The organism is Streptomyces sp. NPDC049585, assembly GCF_040675615.1.
In the GTDB taxonomy this organism is placed as follows: Bacteria; Actinomycetota; Actinomycetes; order Streptomycetales; family Streptomycetaceae; genus Streptomyces; species Streptomyces luteosporeus.
In genome coordinates this window covers 119,296-139,196 of the sequence record NZ_JBFAPE010000001.1, presented here as the reverse complement: position 1 = coordinate 139,196, position 19,901 = coordinate 119,296, and the positions used below count along the sequence as shown (strand labels likewise).

Annotated in this window: 13 protein-coding genes; 9 read left to right on the top strand and 4 right to left on the bottom strand. The window is 74.9% G+C overall.

The features are described from left to right. Position 1: 1 nt before the first annotated feature. Positions 2–1,387: a cellulase family glycosylhydrolase gene (locus tag AB0K17_RS00650; protein WP_365965267.1), complete on the top strand. Its 1,386-nt coding sequence runs from the start codon at positions 2–4 to the stop codon at positions 1,385–1,387. 76 nt (positions 1,388–1,463) lie between these two features. On the opposite strand, the gene AB0K17_RS00645 is transcribed toward AB0K17_RS00650, so the two are convergent. Then, entirely contained in the window at positions 1,464–2,117 is a 654-nt protein-coding gene (locus tag AB0K17_RS00645) for a helix-turn-helix transcriptional regulator (RefSeq protein WP_365965266.1), read from the bottom strand. Further along, complete coding sequence (locus tag AB0K17_RS00640) at positions 2,117–2,962, bottom strand: DUF4097 family beta strand repeat-containing protein (RefSeq protein ID WP_365965265.1); 846 nt, start codon at positions 2,960–2,962, stop codon at positions 2,117–2,119. The genes AB0K17_RS00645 and AB0K17_RS00640 overlap by 1 nt, the downstream gene beginning before the upstream one ends. 114 nt (positions 2,963–3,076) lie before the next feature. On the opposite strand from AB0K17_RS00640, the gene AB0K17_RS00635 reads away from it, so the two are divergent. Beyond that, a complete protein-coding gene (locus tag AB0K17_RS00635; protein WP_365965264.1) occupies positions 3,077–3,907 on the top strand; it encodes a hypothetical protein in 831 nt (276 codons plus the stop codon). A 153-nt stretch (positions 3,908–4,060) separates the two neighbouring features. Here AB0K17_RS00635 and AB0K17_RS00630 read toward each other — a convergent pair whose 3' ends face one another. After that, positions 4,061–4,240, bottom strand: a complete 180-nt coding sequence (locus AB0K17_RS00630; protein WP_086567929.1) for a DUF6104 family protein — start codon at positions 4,238–4,240, stop codon at positions 4,061–4,063. A gap of 162 nt (positions 4,241–4,402) precedes the next feature. On the opposite strand from AB0K17_RS00630, the gene AB0K17_RS00625 reads away from it, so the two are divergent. The 7 genes from AB0K17_RS00625 (at position 4,403) to fxsT (ending at position 15,924) form a co-directional block, all read left to right on the top strand. After that, a complete protein-coding gene (locus tag AB0K17_RS00625; protein ID WP_365965263.1) occupies positions 4,403–4,786 on the top strand; it encodes a CU044_2847 family protein in 384 nt (127 codons plus the stop codon). A gap of 32 nt (positions 4,787–4,818) precedes the next feature. Next, a complete protein-coding gene (locus tag AB0K17_RS00620) occupies positions 4,819–6,927 on the top strand; it encodes a trypsin-like peptidase domain-containing protein (RefSeq protein ID WP_365965262.1) in 2,109 nt (702 codons plus the stop codon). 160 nt (positions 6,928–7,087) lie between these two features. After that, on the top strand, positions 7,088–8,095 hold the full coding sequence (locus AB0K17_RS00615) for a MoxR family ATPase (protein ID WP_365965261.1): 1,008 nt from the start codon (positions 7,088–7,090) through the stop codon (positions 8,093–8,095). 22 nt (positions 8,096–8,117) lie between these two features. Then, complete coding sequence (locus tag AB0K17_RS00610) at positions 8,118–11,171, top strand: SAV_2336 N-terminal domain-related protein (protein ID WP_365965260.1); 3,054 nt, start codon at positions 8,118–8,120, stop codon at positions 11,169–11,171. A gap of 101 nt (positions 11,172–11,272) precedes the next feature. Continuing rightward, on the top strand, positions 11,273–11,500 hold the full coding sequence (locus AB0K17_RS00605; RefSeq protein WP_365965259.1) for a hypothetical protein: 228 nt from the start codon (positions 11,273–11,275) through the stop codon (positions 11,498–11,500). Beyond that, positions 11,497–12,837, top strand: a complete 1,341-nt coding sequence (locus tag AB0K17_RS00600) for an HEXXH motif-containing putative peptide modification protein (RefSeq protein ID WP_365965258.1) — start codon at positions 11,497–11,499, stop codon at positions 12,835–12,837. Before AB0K17_RS00605 ends, AB0K17_RS00600 begins: the two co-directional genes overlap by 4 nt. Before the next feature lie 57 nt (positions 12,838–12,894). Next, positions 12,895–15,924, top strand: a complete 3,030-nt coding sequence (gene fxsT, locus AB0K17_RS00595) for an FxSxx-COOH system tetratricopeptide repeat protein (RefSeq protein WP_365965257.1) — start codon at positions 12,895–12,897, stop codon at positions 15,922–15,924. Positions 15,925–15,996: 72 nt separating this feature from the next. Here the strand turns inward: fxsT and AB0K17_RS00590 are convergent, their stop codons facing one another. Then, a complete protein-coding gene (locus AB0K17_RS00590; RefSeq protein WP_365965256.1) occupies positions 15,997–19,821 on the bottom strand; it encodes a multifunctional oxoglutarate decarboxylase/oxoglutarate dehydrogenase thiamine pyrophosphate-binding subunit/dihydrolipoyllysine-residue succinyltransferase subunit in 3,825 nt (1,274 codons plus the stop codon). Positions 19,822–19,901: the final 80 nt, after the last annotated feature.

Here is a 19,901-nt window from a genome sequence, read left to right as displayed (position 1 = left end):
GATGCCGACCCCGACGAGACGTACGACGGCGGTCCTCGCAACGCTGACCGCCGTCCTCGCACTGCTGACCCCCACGGCCCGGGCGCACACGGGACCCGGCATCCCCCGCCTCACCGACGAGCACGGACGCGTCCTCGAACTCCACGGCTGGAACCTGGCCGACAAGGACCACCGGGGCGAGCAGGCGCTCGCCGACATCACCGAGAACTCCGTGCGCGACCTCGCCGCGCACGGCTTCGACCTCGCCCGCCTCGCCGTCTTCTGGGACGACCTCGAACCCGCCCCCGGGCAGTACAGCGAACGCTACCTGCGGAAGATCGAACGCGTCCTCGACTGGGCCCACCGCTACCGCCTCCGCGTCGTCGTCGACGCCCACCAGGACGTCTACGGCCCCGCCTTCGGCGGCCACCGCGGCATCCCCGCCTGGGCCACGCGCACGGACGGCCTGCCGTACACCCCGCATCCGGACGACTGGTTCTCGGAGTACTTCGAGCCGGGCGTGCAGGCCGCCTTCGAGCACCTCTACCAGGACGCCGACCTGCAGCGCGCCCAGGCCCGCATGTGGCGGGTCCTCGCCGGACGCCTCGCCGGGCACCCCGCCGTCCTCGGCTACGACCTGATCAACGAGCCGATGGGGCGCCTGCGGCCGGGCGAGGACCTCTTCGCCGCCGCACGCCGCATCGAGGCCACACAGATCACTCCCATGTACAACCGCATCGCGGCAGCCATCCGCAGCGTCGACCGCCGGCACTGGCTCTTCGTCGAACCCACCCCCGCCGCGGGCGAGGGCAAGCCCACCGGCCTCGGACGCATCCGGGACACCAAGGTCGTCTACGCCCCGCACTTCTACAACGCCGCCATGGAGGCCGGCCGCGACTACGACCCGACCTCCGGCTGGCTGGAGGCGTACGAGGCGGCGGTCGTGCGCTACCCCCGCGAACACCGGATGCCGGTGGTGGTGGGGGAGTGGGGGCCGCTCGACAGCTCCCTGCCGCACATGGGGCGGTTCTACGAGGACGCCCTCGCCTCCGTCCGGCGCTACGCGTCGGGGTGGGCGAGCTGGCAGTGGTGCTACGGGGAGACGTACTGCGCGCTCGACCGCGACGGGAAGTGGCGGCCGAACAAGGAGCGCACGGCTCAGGTCTACGCCACTGCGGTGGCGGGGGCGGTGCGGGCGGAGTCCTACGACGCCGGCGCGCGGCGGTACCGGCTGGTGTACGACGCCCCTGCCCGGGGCGGGGTCACCGAGGTGACGGTGCCGGCCGCTCCGCGGGGGTGGTCGGTTGCCGTGTCGGGACCGGCGCGGGCCGACGGGCCCGTGGGACGGACGGTACGGGTACGGGCGTACGGTGCGGGGTTGGTGACCGTCACCGTGGGTGCCGGCTAGGCCGTGTCCGGCGGATCGTGCAGCGCCCCTTCGGGGCACCGTGGTTGCCGCGCAACGAAGACCCGCCGGACACGCCCTAGCGGCGCAGGGCTTCCGCGACGTGGGTTGCCGTCTCCTTCAGGAGCGCCCGTACTTCCTCCAGTTGGGCTTCCGTCACGCCATGGTCCCTCGCCGCGTCGCGGACCTCGTCGCGGAAGCGGTCGAGGAGGCGTTCGAGGTCGCGGACGCCGCCGGTGGTGCGGGAGCGGGCGCGGCGGGCCTGGTCCTTCCACTCCTGCTTGGCCCGGCGCAGCTCCTCCTTCGCCTCGGTGAAGAAGTCCTCACTGACGCCGCCGCTGCGGGTGCGGGCGCGCAGGGCGGCCTCGCGCATCTCGTGACGCAGGGCGCCCGCGGCGCCCTGGACGTCCTCGCGGATGTCCGCGGCCAGGGCGGTCAGGGAGTCGCGGATCTCGGCTTCGAGGTCGGCCAGTTCCCCGCGCCGGGCGGCGAGTTCGGCCCGTCCGGCGTCGGTGATGGAGTAGACCTTGCGGCCGCCCTCGGTGGCGTGCGTGACCAGGCCCTCGGCCTCCAGCTTGGTCAGGCGGGGGTAGACGGTGCCGGCGGAGGGGGCGTACAGGCCCTGGAAGCGCTCCTCCAGCAGGCGGATCACCTCGTAGCCGTGGCGCGGGGCCTCGTCGAGGAGCCCGAGCAGGTACAGCCGCAGCCGGCCGTGGGCGAAGACGGGGGGCATCAGAGGACCTTCCCTTCCGGTGCGGTGGCCGGGCTGCTGAGCAGGGCGACGGCTCCCGAGACGGTGGTGACCCTGAGCTGGCCGCCACCGTCGCCGAGCGTGCCGCTGATCCGCTTGGCACCCCACTGGCCCGTGACCCGCAGGTCGTCGAAGGAGCAGGAGACGGGGCCGCTGGTGGTGCCCGCCTCGACGCGGGCACCGGCGGCCTGCGGCAGCCGGACGGCGATCTCGCCGGAGACGGTGACCAGGCTCAGGGAGGGGTTGCGGGCGGCGCCGGCCAGGTCGACGGTCATGTTGCCGCTGACGGAGTCGGCGCGGACCTCGGAGCCGGCGGACTCGACGAGAGTGAGGTCGCCGGAGACGGACTTGAAGCTCAGCGGCCCGCGCAGGGAGTGGGCCTCCAGACCGCCGGAGACCGTCTCGGCGCGCACGGCGCCGCTCACGCCGACGAGCGTGGTGTCGCCGGTGACGCCCTTGACGTCGGTGTCACCGGTGACGCCGGAGACGACGGCGTTCGCGCCGACGACGCCGACCTCGACGCGGGTGGCGGTCGGGACGGTGAGGGTGACGGTGACGGTGCGCTGCCAGGACTTGCGGTCGAACCACTTCAGCAGGTTCTTCCAGGGCAGGTCGTCGTAGGCGACGGTGAGCACGCCGCCCTCGTGGGTGACCTGCAGGGGCGGGCCCTCGATGTGGGTGAGCTCCAGGGCCGGCGCCCCGGTGTCGGTGCCCACGATGTTGACGGTGCCGCCCACGACCCGGACGTTCAGGGCGCTGAACGGCTCTTCGAGGACGAGCTTCTGCGGTGCGTCGAGGGACCACTTCGTTGGCGACCGGTCCGGCATGGCGGGCCTCCTCCTCGGAGAACGAGACTGTGACGCAACATATCGCGTCTATGGCAACACGATATATCGCGGTTGCGGGAAGTCAAGGCCGACCGAGTGACATAGCGTTGAGGCATGTCCGCAACCGATCACGGCCGGAACGCGGGGCTGCTGCTGCTCTGCCGGGCCGAGCCCGACCGCGTCCGCCCGTGCGCACAGTTCCTGCGCGAGCCGCTGCTCCTCGCCCCAGCGGGCGAGGACTGGAGCGTGCTGGTGCCCGCGGGGGAGGAACCCTGGCGGGAGACCGGCGCCCGGCCGGCCGTGGTCGCGGCCGAGTGGGCGCACGCCCTGGCGGCCGCCGAGCCGTGGCCCGCGGTGGGGCTGTGGTGGGACGAGGAGGGCGCCGGATTCGTGGTGGCGGCAGGCTTCCGCCGCACGGTCGGCCACACGTGGCTGGCCGACGGGTCGCCGCTGGGGGAGGAGAGCGCCTTCACGGCGCTGCGGGCCCGGCTGGGCCTGGACCCGGTGCTCGACGCCGCGGCCTTCGACCGGCTCGTCGAACCCGACCCGGACGCGGACGGCCCCGACCGGCTGCTCGGACTGGTCGCGGTCCTGTCGAGGGCCGGCCTGAACCTGCCGGCAGGCCTGACCCCGGGCGCCGGCCCGGACGCGCTGCGCGCGGCCGCCGGCGCCGCGGCGGCCGAGCAGGTGCAGTGGCCCGGCTGGCGGGCGGCACTGGGCGAGGGCCTGACGGAGGCCGAGCGGGGACCGCTGGGCCAGTGGATACGCGGGCCCCGGGCACGGGTGCTCGGGGCCGTGGAGATCGCGGCGGGAACGTCGCTGCTGGCATCCGCCCGCCGCGGACCCGCCCGGACCGGCCGGGCAGTGCTGGGCGCCCTCCTGCTGGCGGACGGCGTGCTGACGCTGGCGTACGACGCGTACCGCTCGCGCGGGCGGCGCGCCTAGGGTGCCCCGTAGGGGCGCGGGGCGGTGTCGATCTGCGGCTGCCGCCGCGTGGGCGCGACAAGCCACGACGCGCCTGCAGGTGTTCGGCTGCGGGTCGTCGGTGGCCGATCGCGCAGTTCCCCGCGCCCCTACGGGGCGCCGTGACCGGGGCGCTTACTCGTCGTCCTCGTCGTCCAGTCGCGCCAGCCACGTGGCCAGGCGCTCCACCGGCACCTCGAAGTCAGGGTTGAGGTCGACGAACTCGCGCAGGCGCTCCGCCACCCAGCCGAGGGAGACCTCCTCCTCGCCGCGCCGGTTCTCCAGCTCCTCGATGCCGCGGTCGGTGAAGTACAAGGTGATCTCCGTGAGTACAGGGGCACGACAGGGACGGTGGGGGCCCGGTGGGCCACCGCTGCCAGGATAGGCAGACCGCGGCCGGCCTTGGCCACGACCTCTCGCGTCCGTAGGCGCCCGGGCACTAGCCTGCTGCCTCATCCGTGTGACGGGGGGTGGCACGTGACGGAGGGGAACGGCATCACCCAGGTGCGCCTGGACGACGGCACGGTCGTCTGGGCCCGGGTGTCCGAGGCGCAGCAGCTGCGCACGGGCGGTGCCTACGAGGATTCGAGTGTGGCGGGCGCGGGCCGCCGCGTGGCGGAGCTGGCGGGCGGGCTGTCCGACGTCGTGCGCGGCGTCGTCGGCTCGCTGCGCATGGGCCTGGCGGCGGCCAGACCGCACGAGGTCGCGGTGGAGTTCGGCATCGAGCTGTCCGCCGAGGCCGGGAAGGTGGTCAGCCTGCTGGCCGACGGCAGCGGCAAGGCGTCGGTCAAGGTCTCGCTCACCTGGAGCGAGCGCGGCGCGGACGCCGGTGGCGACGGCGAACGGCGCGGGGAAGCTTGAGCGCCCACGAAGGGACCGTACGACGGTCGGTCGTGCGCATTTCCGCGGCCGGAGGCGGGTATGACCGCACCGGCACGCGATTTTGGGGCAGCGGGTTCTTCATCGCCCCGGGGTGGGTCCTGACGTGTGCCCATGTCGTGGGGAACGGGGGTGGCGAGGTGCTCGCCGGAGCCGAGGCCCTCGACGTCACCGACTGGCGGGGTCGTACGGGAGCGGGCCGGGTGGCGCTCGTCCTGCCGCCCGCGCCCCCTGGCGGCCCGCCGCGGCCCTGGCCGCTGCCGGACCTGGCGCTGGTGGAGGTGGCCGGCGCGGACGACGCCGAGTGCCTGTGGCTGAGCGACCGTTCCACGATGGTGCCCGCCGCCGTCAGCCTGCACGGCTGGTCGCTGGATACCGGCGAGCTGGGCCTGCGCTTCGGCGTGGGCACCGCCAGCGGCGGTGACGGCGGCGAGGGCGAGGCCATGCTGCTGCGCGGCGAGATACCGGTGGCCGGCTGCTCCGGCGGCCCTGTCGTGGACACCGCGCGCGGCGCGGTCATCGGCGTCAGCAAGGGGCGCGGCACGGACACCGCCGGGCTGGCCGTGCCCGTCACCGCCCTGCGGCGCATCGCGGACGACGCGCCCGGCCGCGAGCGGCTGCACGCCATCGTGCGCGCCCACGACCGCCACCACTTCGCCCGTTACCGCATCGCGGGCACCGGCAACAGCTGGACCGGCGTGCAGCAGGCGCTGCGCGCCGGCGCGCCGGCGGACGGCTTCACGCCCGTCCAGCGCACCCACCTGTTCGCGCGCCTGGCCGAGCTCACCCCGCCCACCACGCCCGGCGAGGTGATGGTGCTGGTGGAGGCGGTCAAGCGGCGGGTGATCCAGGGCCCGTACCACCCGGGCGTCGAGCACGACCCGCGCAGCTGGCGGGAGGGCGTGGGCCTGCTGTACGACCTGCCGCACGACGGGCCCGGCGCGGCCCGGCCCGCCGGGGCGCACGGCGACCTGGAGCCGGAGGCCGTGCTGCTGTACGCGGCCCGGGTGGCCGCGGCCGTCAGCCTGCTCGGCCTGGAGCGCGACCGCGAGCCGCTGCGGGAGCTCAGCGCGTGGGTGAGCGCGCAGGCCGAGCCGCTGACCGGCTACATACGGGAGGAGATCCACCAGATCCTGCACGGCGGCGCGGACGTGCCCGGCGAGCCGCCCGGCCCCGCGCCGGCGGGCTGCCCGGTCGAGCTGCGCAAGCCCGAGCCCCGGGACGTCGAGCCCGGCGTGGTCCAGCAGGGCGCCCGGGCCGACGTCCTGGTGGAGGTCGACCCGCTGCTCTACGGCGACCGCTATCCCTGGCGGGTGAAGCTCCTGCTGGAGAACGGCGTGGTCACCCCGCTGCGGGCCGACGAGGAGGGGGCGCCGCGCGCCCGCCTGCACGAGGTGCTGCGCGAGCCGATCGCCGCCGCACTGCGGCAGGGGGACGTCGGCGAGCACCTCGCCCAGCTGCACGTGGTCGTCCCCCGCGAGCTGTTCGACGAGCCGCTGGACGCCTGGCGGCTGACCCCGCCCGGCGCGGCCGGTCCCGGTCTCGACCCGCACACCATGCCGCTCGGCCAGCGGCGGGTGGTCGTCGTGCGCGACCGGCTGCGCCGCGACCGGCCGGGCTTCCCCGAGTGGCACCGCCGCTGGGCCGGCGTCAGCCAGGGCCCCCTGCGGGCGGTGCCGCTGCGCCGCGAGGTGCCGCTCAAGGGCCACGACGGGCCCGGCCGGGAGAGCGGGTACGCCGCCTACGACCGGCTCTCCGACGCCGACCCGGCCGCCGTGCCCGTCTACTGCGGCGAGGTGGCCGCCGGCGCGGGGGCCACCGCCATGGAGGCCGCGCTGGCCGCCGGACACGCGGTGGTGATCTGGCGCAGCTGCGCCAAGGGGCACACGGATTGCGCCGAATTCCACCGCCACGTCTCCCGCCTCGTGGCCGAGGCCGGCACCCCCGAAGGGCTGCACCGGCGCATTCGCCGGCTGCGCATCCGCTGCGGCGATCCCGAGTCGCCGGATCCGGAGGTGGAATGGGCCAGGTCGATAGCGCTGCTGTGGGACTCGCCGCTCCATCCGCCCCTGACCGATACGCCGTTGTACGCCCCCGGCGTCCGGCCGGAAACAGCGCCGTGATCCCGCGTCAATTGTTCGCCGGTGCCGCCCGATCGGGCTCGGCAGCACCCGCCGGCCGCGCTACGGTCGGGCAGGGGTCAGCGGCGGCTGGGGCGGGCGCACGCGAACTCACCGGACGACCACGGTGCTCACCGTCACCCACCACCAACGAGGAGCGCAGGTGAACGATTGGCGCATCTACCGCGGGGCCGGCCTGCCGCACGACGGAGTGCGCCGGCTGCCGCCGCCCCCGCCCTGGCGGGACTTCGCCTCCCGGGGCCCCGACGCCGGGGCCGGCACCGACCCGAGCGCGGCCCGCAGGCTCGGCGTGCTGCGCCGGCTGGTGGAGAACCACCACCCCCGCCCCGAGGAGGTCGAGGCGGTCAACGCCGCCCTCTACCTGCGCCGCCCCCTGCTGGTGACCGGCAACCCCGGAACCGGCAAGTCCACCCTGGCCCACGCCGTCGCCCACGAGCTCGGCCTGGGACGGGTGCTGCGCTGGCCCATCGTCAGCCGCACCACCCTGCACGACGGGCTCTACCACTACGACGCCATCGCCCGGCTGCAGGACGTCCAGCTCGAACGCGCCGGAGGGCGGCAGGACGCTCCCCGGCGCCCCATCGGCTCGTACGTGCGCCTCGGCCCGCTCGGCACCGCGCTGCTGCCCGGCGACCGGCCGCGGGTGCTGCTCGTCGACGAGCTGGACAAGGGCGACCTCGACCTGCCCAACGACCTGCTCAACGTCCTGGAGGAGGGCGAGTACGCCCTGCCGGAGCTGGAGCGCATCGCCGACCTCGAACCGGAGGTGGAAGTGCTCACCGACGACGGCGAGCGGGCCGTCGTGCACGGCGGCCGGGTGCGCTGCACCACCTTCCCGTTCATCGTGCTCACCTCCAACGGGGAGCGCGACTTCCCCGCCGCCCTGCTGCGCCGCTGCATCCAGCTGGAGCTCGAAGCGCCCGGCGAGGAACAGCTGACGGCCATGGTCCGCGCGCACCTCGGCGACGACGCGGTCGGCGACGGGGACGAGCTCCTGCGGCGCTTCCTGGACCGCGAGCCGGGCGAGGTCATCGCCGCCGACCAACTGCTCAACGCCCTCTACCTCACCCAGCACGCCCCCCGCGCCGAACGCGTCACCCGCGACCGCCTCGCGGACATGCTCATGCGGCCCCTGGACCGCCCCCGGTGACGAGAGACGGAGATGCTGACGGATGACGGCGCCCCCTGACGGGCGGCTCGGGCAGCTGATCGCCCGGCTGCGGGCCGCGCCCGCACCCCTGGACCTCTCGGCGCAGGAGCTCGCCGACGCCCTCTGGCTCGCCCGGTGGATCGACCACCCCGGCGAGCCGGACGGGCGCGCGCACGGCGGCGGGCAGGACGCGGCGGCGCACACGGCGGGCCGGCCCGCCCCGGCGGGGCACGACCGGCCGCCGGGACCGCCGCCCCGGCCCGCCACCGGCGAGCCCGCCCCCGCGCCCGTACGGCATGCGGAGAACACCGCGCCGGTGGCCATGTACGCCGCCGGGGGCCCCGGCACCGCCGGCACCTTCCCCGTCCGCGTCCCCATGGCCGCCTCCCTGCCCGGCCTGCTCGGCCTGCAGCGCTCCCTGCGCCCGCTGCGCGGCTACCGCACCCCCACCGCGCCCGGGCCGGGGCCGCTCGACGAGGACGCCACCGCCGACGCCGCGGCCCGCACCGGCATCGTCCAGCCCGTCCACCGGCCCGGCGGACGACCGTCGGTCGCCCTGCAGTTGCTGATGGACACCTCCGCCTCCATGGCCGTATGGGACAGGATGCTGGAGGAACTGCGCCAGGCCTGCGCCCAGTTGGGCGTCTTCCGGGACGTCCGCGTGCGCTACCTGCACCGGGCCGCCGACGGCACACCCCTGGTGGCCACCCGGGCCGACTCCGCATGCCACGACGGTGGTGGGCAGGTGCCGCGCCCCGCCGGCCAGTTCCGCGACCCCACCGGCCACCTGCTCACCCTCGTCATCAGCGACTGCGTCGGCCCCCTGTGGCAGGAGGGGCGCGCCCAGCAACTGCTGCGCCCATGGGCGCAGACCGCGCCGCTCGCCCTCGTCCAGCCCCTGCCGCCCCGGCTGTGGCCGCGCACCGCGCTGCCCGCCGGCGCCGGACTGCTCACCCGCGACCCCACCACCGGCGGCCGGCTGCACTTCCGGCCCGACGGCTACGCCCCGCCGCCCGCCCCCGGCGCCCTGCCGCTGCCCGTCCTGCTGCCCACCCGCGACGCCCTCGGCGCCTGGGCGCGCCTGCTGTCCGGACCCGGCCGCCGGGCCGTGCGCGGCGCCGCCGGCTGGCTGCTGCCCGGCCACCCCCCGCGCCCGGCCCCCGCCCCCGGCACGCCCGGCCGGGCGGACCCCGGCGACCTGCTGCGGGCCTTCCGCGTCAGCGCCTCGCCCGGCGCCCTGCGCCTGGCGGTGCACCTGGCGGCCGTACCCCTGACGCTGCCGGTGATGCAGCTGGTGCAGCGGGCGATGCTGCCCGACACCGGCCCCATGGAACTCGCCGAGGTGCTGCTGAGCGGCCTGCTGTGGCGGCTGCCCGACGACGTTCCCGGCACCGGCGGGGGACAGTGGTACGAATTCGCCGACGGCGTGCGCGAGATGCTGCTGCAGTCCCTCGACCGGGGAGCGGCCGCCCTCGTGCTCAAGCACTGCTCCGACTACGTCGAGCGGCACTTCGGCAAGGCCGCCCGCAACTTCCCCGCCCGCGCCGCCGCTCTGCTCTCCGGGGAGCCCGCCGTCACGGGACCGGCCCCCGCCCAGGACGCGCCCGACGCGCCGGAGCCGGCCGAGCCCGAGCTGTTCGCCGAGGTCCCCGCCCGGGTCGTGCGCTGGTACCAGCCCGTGGCCGCCGACCCCGGCCCCCTCGCCCGCGCCGAACGCCTCCTCGGCCAATGGCACCTCCAGGGCGACCCCACGCTCCTGCAGGAGGCCCGCACCGCCGCCGAGAGCGCCGCCGGCGCCCCGCTCACCGCCCCCGACGGGGCCCGCGCCCGGCGCGTCCTCGGCAGCGTGCTGCGCGCCCTCGCCGGCACCGGGGCCGTCCGCCGCGAGACCGCTGCCCGCCGCGACCTCCTGCAGCAGGCCGCCGAACTGCTCGACGAGGCCCACCGCCACACGCTCCCCGACGACCCCGGCCACCTCACCGCCGCACGCGAACTGGCCGCCACCCGCCACACCCTGTGGCGCCTGGACGGCGACCGCGCCCACCTGCTCGCCGCCGCCCGCACCCTGCGCACCCTGCCCGCCGGCGACCCCGCCGGCCACCTGCGCCTGGGCCGCGTCCTGCTCGACCTCGCCCGCACCGCCCCCGGCCCCGCCGGACCCCACGCCGAGGAGGCCGCCACGGAACTGCGCACCGCCTGCGCCCTCATGGACGACACACCGGCCCCCGACGGCCGGCGCTGCGCCGCCCTCCTCGACCTCGCCGCGGCCCTCCGCCTCGCCGACGCCCCCACCGCCGAGATCCTCGCCGCCCTCGAACGCGCCGGCGAGGCCGCCGTCGGCGACGGGCAACTGCTGCGCTGCCGCACCGAACAGGCCCGCACCCACGCCGCCGCCGAACAGTGGGCGGCCGCCGACGAGGCGTACGCCGCAGCCGTGCCCATCGGCCCCCGCGACAGCACCACCCGCGCCGAACTGCTCACCGAATGGGGCGAGTCGCTGCTCACCCGCGCCAGCGGCACCGGCGACGCCGCGACCGTCGGCCGGGCCGAGGCGGTGCTGCGCGAGGCGTACGCCGTCACCCCCGGCCGCTCCCCGCTGCTGGCCCGCACCCAGCTGCTCCTCGGCCGCGCCCTCGTCCTGCGCTTCGGCCGGCAGGGCTTCCTGCCCGACCTCTACGAGAGCTGCCACCTGCTCGAACAGGTGGCGCGCCGGGCCGCCGACGGCGCCCTGCGCGCCGAGGCCTGGCTGGAACTGGGCACCGCCCGGCTCCTGCAGGCCGAGCGCACCGGCAGCGTCACCGTGGCCGACGCGGCCGCCGCCTTCGACGCGGCCGTCAAGGAGGCCCGGCGGCTGCCCACCCCCGACGGCCCCGGCTCCCTCACCGTCGCCCGCGCCCTGCACCGCTACGGCGAGGCCATGGAGCGCATGGGGCTGCGCAGGCCGGCGCTCGCCGCCTACCGCGGCGCGCAGCGCGAATGGCGCGACCTGACCGGCCGGCTCGCCCCGGTGCCGTGGGCGCAGGTGCAGGCGACCAGAGAGGCCGTCGCCCGGCTCGCGGACGACGTGGCGCCGTGACCGGACCCCTTCCGAACGTGTTTCCGGAAAGCGGACCCTGGGAAGAACCGTGCAGCCGCGGGGGCAGGCACCCGGCGGACGCCGGCAGGGAGGAGAAGACGGTGACCCAGCTCGAGAACGCCCCGGCGGCCGACCGGACGGACGGCGCGCCGCGCACGTCGCCACTGCCCGATCTGAGCCGTACCGGCCTGCGCGGCCTGCGCGCCAGCCGGGACCCGGCCCTGGCGGCGGCCGTGCGCCACGTGCTGGCGCACCCCGCCGAGCTGACGGAGGGCTGGGACGACGGCAGCGTGGGCGGGCTCGCCGGTGCCCCGTGCGGCGCCCGGTGAGCCCCCGCCGGCCGGCCGGAAGCCCGGCACCCCCGGCCGCGCGCCCCGAGCCCGCGCCCCTGCCGGCACCCGTCCTGGCCCGGCTGGCCCGCACCCGCTCCGTGCCCGGCGACCTCGCCCTGCTGCTGAGCGCTCTGCACAGCCGCCGATTAGTGCTGCTGAAGTCCCTGCTGACCAGGCTGGAGGAGCCCGCCGCCGCGCCCGACGGCGCCCGCGCCCGCTTCGAGGAGCACTGGCTGCTGCTCGAACGGGCCGAGGTCCGCCGGCCCCACCTGGCCGGCTGGGCCCTGGACTACCCGCCCGTCGGCACCTGGCTCACCCACGCGCTCACCGCCCCCGACGGCGCCGAACTCGCCCGGGCCCTGGAGCACTTCGGCGCCGTCGCCGCCGCCGTCGCCCTGACCTCCGGCACCGACTTCACCCTCGACCTGCCCGCGCCCGGCGGCGCCCTGGCCCTGCCCGGCATCGGCACCCTCACCACCCGCAGCCCGCGCCTGCGGCTGACCGCCCGCGGCCCGCTCGCCCGGCTGCGCGAGCCCGGCGGGCCCACCCGGGCCGTCCTGCTGCGCTCCGGCGGCCGCGTCACCGGCGCCGGGCCCGGCTGGCACGGCCTGGTGCGGCTGCCGGGCAGCACCGCCTGCCTCGACGACCTCGACCCCTACCGCACCCCGCCCGCCGGCGTCGGCCGCGCCGCGCTGCCCCCGGCGGACCGCGGCGCGCACCGCGACTGGCCCCGGCACTGGCGCTCGGCCCTGGCCCTGCTGCGCGACGCCGACCCGGTACGCGCCGCCGAGGTGACGGCCCTGCTGCGCTGCCTGGTGCCGCTCGCGCCGCGCGACGGCGGCTCCGGCGCCAGCGCCACCTTCCGGGCGGCACCCGGCGCGGTGCTGGCCACACCGCCCGGCACGGCCGCGGCCCTGGCCGAGGTCCTCGTCCACGAGACCCAGCACAGCAAGCTCGCCGTCCTGCACGATCTCGCGCCCCTGCACCGCGCGAGCGCCGCCGCGCGCCACCGCGTGCCCTGGCGGCCCGACCCCAGGCCGCTCGGGGGCGTCCTGCAGGGGACGTACGCCCACCTCGCGCTCGCCGACTTCTGGGCCCGGGCGGCGCGCCGCCCGCAGCTTGCGCCCCGTGCGCGGCACGGTGCCCGCGCCCGCCGCGATTCCTACCTCCGGCAGGTCGCGCAAGCCCTGCCCGTCCTGCTTGAATCGGCTGAACTGACCGCCGTCGGGCGGCAGTTCGCTGCCGCCATGGAGCGACACCGGGCCTGTCTCGAACAGTCGGACGAGCACATCGCGGAAATCGACGCACTGTCACGCGATGGTGACGTAGGGTAATCTTTGTCGGACCGGCTCCCCGGCCGGTGCGGCGCGAAGGACAAGGGAGGCGTGCGGATGGCCACGCAGCGGCAGGCCGCCGGCACCGGCGCGCAAGGCACCGGCGCTCAAGGAGGGGGCGGTGAGCACTTCCTCGTCGTCTTCGCCGGGTTCCACCGGCCCTGGGCCACCTGGATCGCCCACCGCCTGGAGACCCACGGCCACCGGGTCAGCCTGCACCGCTGGGACCCTCCGCGCGAGATCCCCCTGGAATCCGCGCTCGGCGACCTGCTGCTGGCCTCCGGCCGCATACTGCTCGTCCTCAGCGACTGGTTCTTCCAGCTCGGCCCCCGGCCCGAGGGGGAGTGGAGCGAGGCCCTGCGCGGCATCGTCGCCGCCAACGCCCACCGCTTCGCCGCCGTCAACCTCACCAACCGCGCCCTGCTGCCCGCCACCGCCGTCCTCGAACCCGTCGACCTGTGGGGCATCGGCGCCCAGGAGGCCGAGCGCAGACTGCTCGGCAGGCTCGGGCTGCCCACCGGCGGCCCCCGCCGCCCGGTGCCGGCCGGCCCCGGCTCCCGCTACCCGGGCGACCCGCCGGCCGTCTGGGGCGAGGTCCCCCGCCGCAACGTCCGCTTCACCGGCCGCGACGACCTGCTCAACCGCCTCCAGCAACACCTCATGGACGCCGAGCACAGCACCGCCGTCGTCGCCCTGCTGGGCATGTCCGGCATCGGCAAGACCCAGATGGCCACCGAATACGCCCACCGCTTCAGCTCCGACTACGACGTCGTCTGGTGGGTCAACTCCGACACCCGCGGCACCCTGCGCGAACGCCTGGGCGAGCTCGCCCCCGAGCTCGACCTGAACGCCGGCTCCGAGCCCGGCGAGCGCATCCGCGCCCTCAAGGAGGCCCTGCGCCACCGCGACCCCCACGGCCGCTGGCTGCTGATCTTCGACGGCTGGGACGACATCGAAGGCGCCGACGACGTCCTGCCCGAGGGTTCCGGCCACGTCCTGATCACCTCCCGCAACCGCAGCTGGGGCGACGGCCGCGCCATGGTCCTCGACGTGCCCGGCTTCGAGCGCGGCGAGAGCACCGGCTACCTCATGCGCCGTGCCCCCCGGCTGACCGCCGCCGAGGCCGACGAGGTCGCCGCCGAGCTCGCCGACCTCCCCCTCGCCCTCGTTCAGGCCGCCGCCTGGCTCGGCGAGTCCGACATGGCCGTCGGCGACTACCTGCGCATGGTCCGCGGCGAGATCTCCGAACTCGCCGACCAGTCCGGCCTCGACGACGTCCCCCGCTCCTCCCTCACCTCCTGGTCGATACTGATCAACCGCCTGCGCGAGGCCCAGCCCCACGCCGTGGAGCTGCTCTCCCTGTGCGCCGCCTTCGCCCCCGGCCGCATCCCCATCGGCCTGGTGCGCCACCTGCCCGCCTCCGACCTGCCCGAGGGCCTGGCCTGGCTCGCCACCGACCTCGCCGGCTGGACCCGGGCGCTGGACACCCTCGTCAACTACTCCGTCTTCACCCGCGACACCCGCACCGCCCTCGCCGGCGAGGAGCCCGGCCCCGAGCAGGAGTCCGTGCACATGCACCGGCTCGTCCACGACATCGTCGGCCGGCTCACCTCCCCCGAGGAGCGGGCCCTGCACCGCAAGGTCGTCCGCCGCACCCTCGCCGCCGCCGACCCCGGCAACCCCCAGGACAGCCGGCTGTGGCCGCGCTACGCCGAGCTGCTGCCCCACCTCGAACCCTCGGGCGCCCTCGCCAGCCGCAACGAGCGCGTCCAGGACACCGTGCTCAACCTGCTGCGCTACTGCCACCGCAGCGGCGAGTTCCGCACCGGCGTCCAGCTGGCCGAGCAGGTGCGCGAGGCGTGGTCGGAGCTCCACCCGCCGGAGCACCCGCGCATGGGCGAACTCACCACCCAGCAGGGCAACATCCTGCGCGCGTACGGCTCCTTCCGCGCCGCCTACGAACTCGACCGCGAGCTGCTGGACCGGCTGCGCGCCGCCCCCCACACCGAGGGCACCGCCCTGATGACCGCCACCAGCTGCCTGGCCGCCGACCAGCGCTACCTCGGCCAGTACACCGAGGCCCTGCAGGCCCAGCGCGAGGTGCTGGAGACCGCCCTCGACCTGCTCGGCCCCGACGACTACCTGACCCTCCTCGCCCAGCACAACCTCGGCACCGGCCTGCGCCTGCTCGGCCGCTACGCCGAGGCCTACGAGGTCGACCTCGAAACCCTGCGCAAACGCGAGTCCCTGCTGCGCGCCCGGCACCCCGCCACCCTCGTCTCCGGCAACGCCTGCGCCCGCGACCTGCGGCTCATGGGCCGCTACCGCGACGCCCTGGCCCGCCAGGAGCTCGGCATGCGGCTGCACCTGCAGGTCCTGGGCGCCCAGCACCCGCAGACCCTGCGCGCCCGCCACAACCTCCTGCTGTGCGAGCGGCGCGCCGGAGTGCTGCAGGACGCCGGAGCCGCCATGGCCAGCCTGCTGGAACACACCGAGCAGGTGCACGGCCGCCGCCACTACGCCACCATCGGCCTCGTCGTCGACCACGGCAACCACGCCCGCGAACACGGCGACCTCGGCCAGGCCAGGGAGCTCATCGCCGAGGGCGAGGCCGGCTTCCGCGAGCTCCTCGGGCCCGCGCACCCCATCAGCACCGGCATGCTCACCAACACCGGCCTGATCCTGCAGGCCTCGGGCGACCGGGCCGAGGCCCTCACCCTCTTCGAGGCCGCCCTGGCGGGCCTGACCGCCACCTTGGGGCCCGACCACCCGTGGGTGCTGGGCTGCGCCCTCAACGCCGCCGGCGGACGCAACTTCACCGGGCGGCTGGACGCCGCCCACGAGCTCAGCCGCGACACCCTGCGCCGGGCCCGGCAGGCCCTGGGCGACGACCACCCCTTCACCCTGTCGTGCGAGGTGGCGCTCGCCATGGACCTGCGGGGGCTGCGCGAGCACGAGGAGGCCGGCAAGGTCGAGGAGGACGCCCTGCAGCGCCTCACCCGCACCCTCGGCGCCCAGCACCCCCACACCCTCGCCGCCCGCCAGCGCATCCGCCCGTACTGGGACTTCGAGCCCTACCTGGGCTAGGGGCGCCACAAACGGGCAGGGCCCGTACCACCGAAGTGGTACGGGCCCTGCTGCACGGCCGAAGGCTCGGGCTTACGCCTCGAAGACCTCCGCCACGAGCTGTGCCTGCTCGGCCTGGTGGCGCTTCGCCGAACCCACCGCCGGGGAGGACGAGTGCGGGCGGGAGATGCGCCGCAGCCGCTCCCGGGCCGGGATGTCGGCACCGACCGCCAGGTCCAGGTGGTCGATCAGGTTGAGCGCGATGAACGGCCAGGCACCCTGGTTCGCCGGCTCCTCCTGCGCCCAGATGTACTTCTCGGCACCGGAGTACTTCTTGAGCTCCTCCTGCAGCTCCGCACCCGGCAGCGGGTACAGGCGCTCCAGACGGATGATGGCGGTGTCCATGGCCCCGCGCTTGACCCGCTCGGCCTCCAGGTCGTAGTAGACCTTGCCGGAGCAGAAGACGACCTTGCGGACGTCCGCCGGGTTGACCGTGGAGTCGCCGATGACCGGCCGGAAGCGGCCGCTCGTGAACTCCTCCGCCTTCGACGCCGCGGCCTTCAGACGCAGCATCGACTTCGGGGTGAAGACGATCAGCGGCTTGTGGTGCGGGTTGTGGACCTGCCAGCGCAGCAGGTGGAAGTAGTTCGACGGCAGCGTCGGCATGGCGACCGTCATGTTGTTCTGCGCGCACAGCTGGAGGAAGCGCTCGATGCGGGCCGAGGAGTGGTCCGGGCCCTGGCCCTCGTAGCCGTGCGGCAGCAGCAGGACGACGCCGGAGGTCTGGCCCCACTTCTGCTCGGAGGAGGAGATGAACTCGTCCGTCACCGACTGGGCGCCGTTGACGAAGTCACCGAACTGCGCCTCCCACATCACCAGCGCGTCCGGGCGGGCCAGCGAGTAGCCGTACTCGAAGCCCATCGCCGCGTACTCGCTGAGCAGCGAGTCGTAGACGTTGAAGCGCGCCTGGTCCTCGGAGAGGTAGAGCAGCGGGGTGTAGTCCTCGCCGGTCTCCCGGTCCACCAGCACCGCGTGGCGCTGGCCGAAGGTGCCGCGGCGGGAGTCCTGGCCGGCCAGGCGGACGGGGACGCCCTCCATCAGCAGCGAACCGAAGGCGAGGGTCTCGCCCATGGCCCAGTCGATGGTGCCGTCCTCGACGCTGGAGGCGCGCCGCTGCAGCTGCGGCAGCAGACGCGGGTGCACGGTGACGTGCTCCGGCAGCGTGACCTGGGACTCGGCGATCCGCTTGACGACCTCCTGGGAGATCGCGGTGTCCACGGCGACCGGGAACTCCGGCTCCGCGGCGGGCACCGGGGCCTGGGCCGGCTCCGCCGTGGCGTCGCGGACCTCGGTGAAGACCTTCTCCAGCTGGCCCTGGTAGTCCTGCAGGGCCTGCTCGGCCTCCTCCAGGGTGATGTCGCCCCGGCCGATCAGCGACTCGGTGTACAGCTTGCGCACCGAGCGCTTCTTGTCGATCAGGTCGTACATCAGCGGCTGGGTGAACGAGGGGTTGTCGGCCTCGTTGTGGCCCCGGCGGCGGTAGCAGATCAGGTCGATGACGACGTCCTTGTTGAACGCCTGGCGGAACTCGAAGGCCAGCCGCGCCACGCGGACCACGGCCTCCGGGTCGTCACCGTTCACGTGGAAGATCGGCGCCTCGATCATGCGCGCGACGTCGGTGCAGTACAGCGACGAGCGCGAGGACTCCGGCGGCGCGGTGAAGCCGACCTGGTTGTTGATGACGATGTGCACGGTGCCGCCGGTGCGGTAGCCGCGCAGCTGCGACATGTTCAGCGTCTCCGCGACCACGCCCTGGCCCGCGAAGGCCGCGTCACCGTGCAGCTGGATCGGCAGGACGGTGAAGTCCGTGCCGGCCTTGCCGATGATGTCCTGCTTGGCGCGGGCGATGCCCTCGACGACCGGGTCGACCGTCTCCAGGTGGGAGGGGTTGGCGGCCAGCGAGACCTTGATCTGCTCGCCGTCCAGGCCGGTGAAGGTGCCCTCGGCGCCCAGGTGGTACTTCACGTCGCCGGAGCCGTGCATCGACTTCGGGTCGAGGTTGCCCTCGAACTCGCGGAAGATCTGGGCGTAGGACTTGCCGACGATGTTCGCCAGCACGTTCAGCCGGCCGCGGTGGGCCATGCCGATGACGGCCTCGTCCAGGCGGGACTCGGCGGCCGCGTCCAGCACCGCGTCCAGCAGCGGGATGACGGACTCGCCGCCCTCCAGCGAGAAGCGCTTCTGGCCGACGTACTTCGTCTGCAGGAACGTCTCGAACGCCTCGGCCGCGTTCAGGCGGCGCAGGATGCGCAGCTGCTCCTCGCGCTCCGGCTTGTGGTGCGGGCGCTCGACGCGCTCCTGGATCCAGCGGCGCTGCTTGGGGTCCTGGATGTGCATGTACTCGATGCCGGTGGTGCGGCAGTACGAGTCGCGCAGCACGCCCAGGATGTCGCGCAGCTTCATCATCGACTTGCCGGCGAAGCCGCCGACCGCGAACTCGCGCTCCAGGTCCCACAGGGTGAGGCCGTGCTCGGTGATGTCGAGGTCGGGGTGCTTGCGCTGGCGGTACTCCAGCGGGTCGGTGTCGGCCATGACGTGGCCGCGGACCCGGTAGGAGTGGATCAGCTCGAAGACGCGGGCGGCCTTGGTGACGTCGTCGTCGTGGGAGGCGTCGATGTCCTTCAGCCAGCGGATCGGCTCGTAGGGGATCCGCAGCGCTTCGAAGATGTCGTCGTAGAAGTTGTTCTCGCCGAGCAGCAGCTGGTGCATGATCCGCAGGAACTCGCCCGACGCGGCGCCCTGGATGACGCGGTGGTCGTAGGTCGAGGTCAGGGTCATGACCTTGGAGATGCCCAGCTTGTTCAGGGCGTCCTGCGAGGTGCCCTGGAACTCGGCCGGGTACTCCATGGCGCCGACGCCCATGATGACGCTCTGGCCGGGCATCAGGCGCGGCACGGAGTGGACGGTGCCGATGCCGCCGGGGTTGGTGAGCGAGCACGTCACCCCGGTGAAGTCGTCCATCGTCAGCTTGTTGTTCCGGGCGCGGCGGACGATGTCCTCGTAGGCCTGCCAGAACTCGAAGAAGTTGAGGGTCTCGGCCTTCTTGATGGCCGCGACGACCAGCTGGCGCTCACCGTTCGGCTTGACCAGGTCGATGGCCAGACCGAGGTTGACGTGCGCCGGCTTGACGAGGGTCGGCTTGCCGTCCTTCTCCGTGAAGGAGTAATTCATCGACGGCATCAGCTTCATCGCCTGCACCATGGCGAAGCCGATGAGGTGGGTGAAGGAGACCTTCCCGCCCCGGGCGCGCTGCAGGTGGTTGTTGATGACGATGCGGTTGTCGAACAGCAGCTTGACCGGCACCGCGCGCACGCTGGTCGCGGTCGGCACCTCCAGGCTGGCGTTCATGTTCTTCGCCACGGCGGCGGAGGGGCCGCGCAGCGTCATGAACTCCGTCTCGGCGGCCGGGGCCGCCTCCTCGGCCTTGACGGCCTTCTTCACGACCGGCTTGGGCGCGACGGCCTTGGCCGGCGCGGCGGCCGGGGCAGCGGCGGCGGGCTTCGCCGGGGCGGCCTGCGCGGGCTTCGCCGGGGCGGCCGGAACCGTCGCGGCCTGGGCCGCGGCCGGGGCGGCCGGGGTCGCAGCACCCGCACCAGCGGCCGGCGCGGCACCGGGCGCCGCGGGGGCGGCCGGGGCGGCCCCGGTCACCTCCTGCGTCGGCGGGGCCGACGCCGTGCCCGGCTTGTAGTCGGCGAAGAAGTCCCACCAGGCTCGGTCGACCGAGTTCGGGTCCTGGAGGTACTGCTGGTAGATCTCGTCGACGAGCCACTCATTGGGACCGAACACATCGGCAGGACTCTTGCCCTGCCCGGCTTGGTCGGTCGAGATGCTCGAGGTGTTGGGGGACTGTGGCGACACGGCGGCAACCGCCCTCTTCCGCTTCCTAAGGTGGTGGACAGCGGGAATAAAGGCTACGCCTGTCGGGACCCTTAATGCAG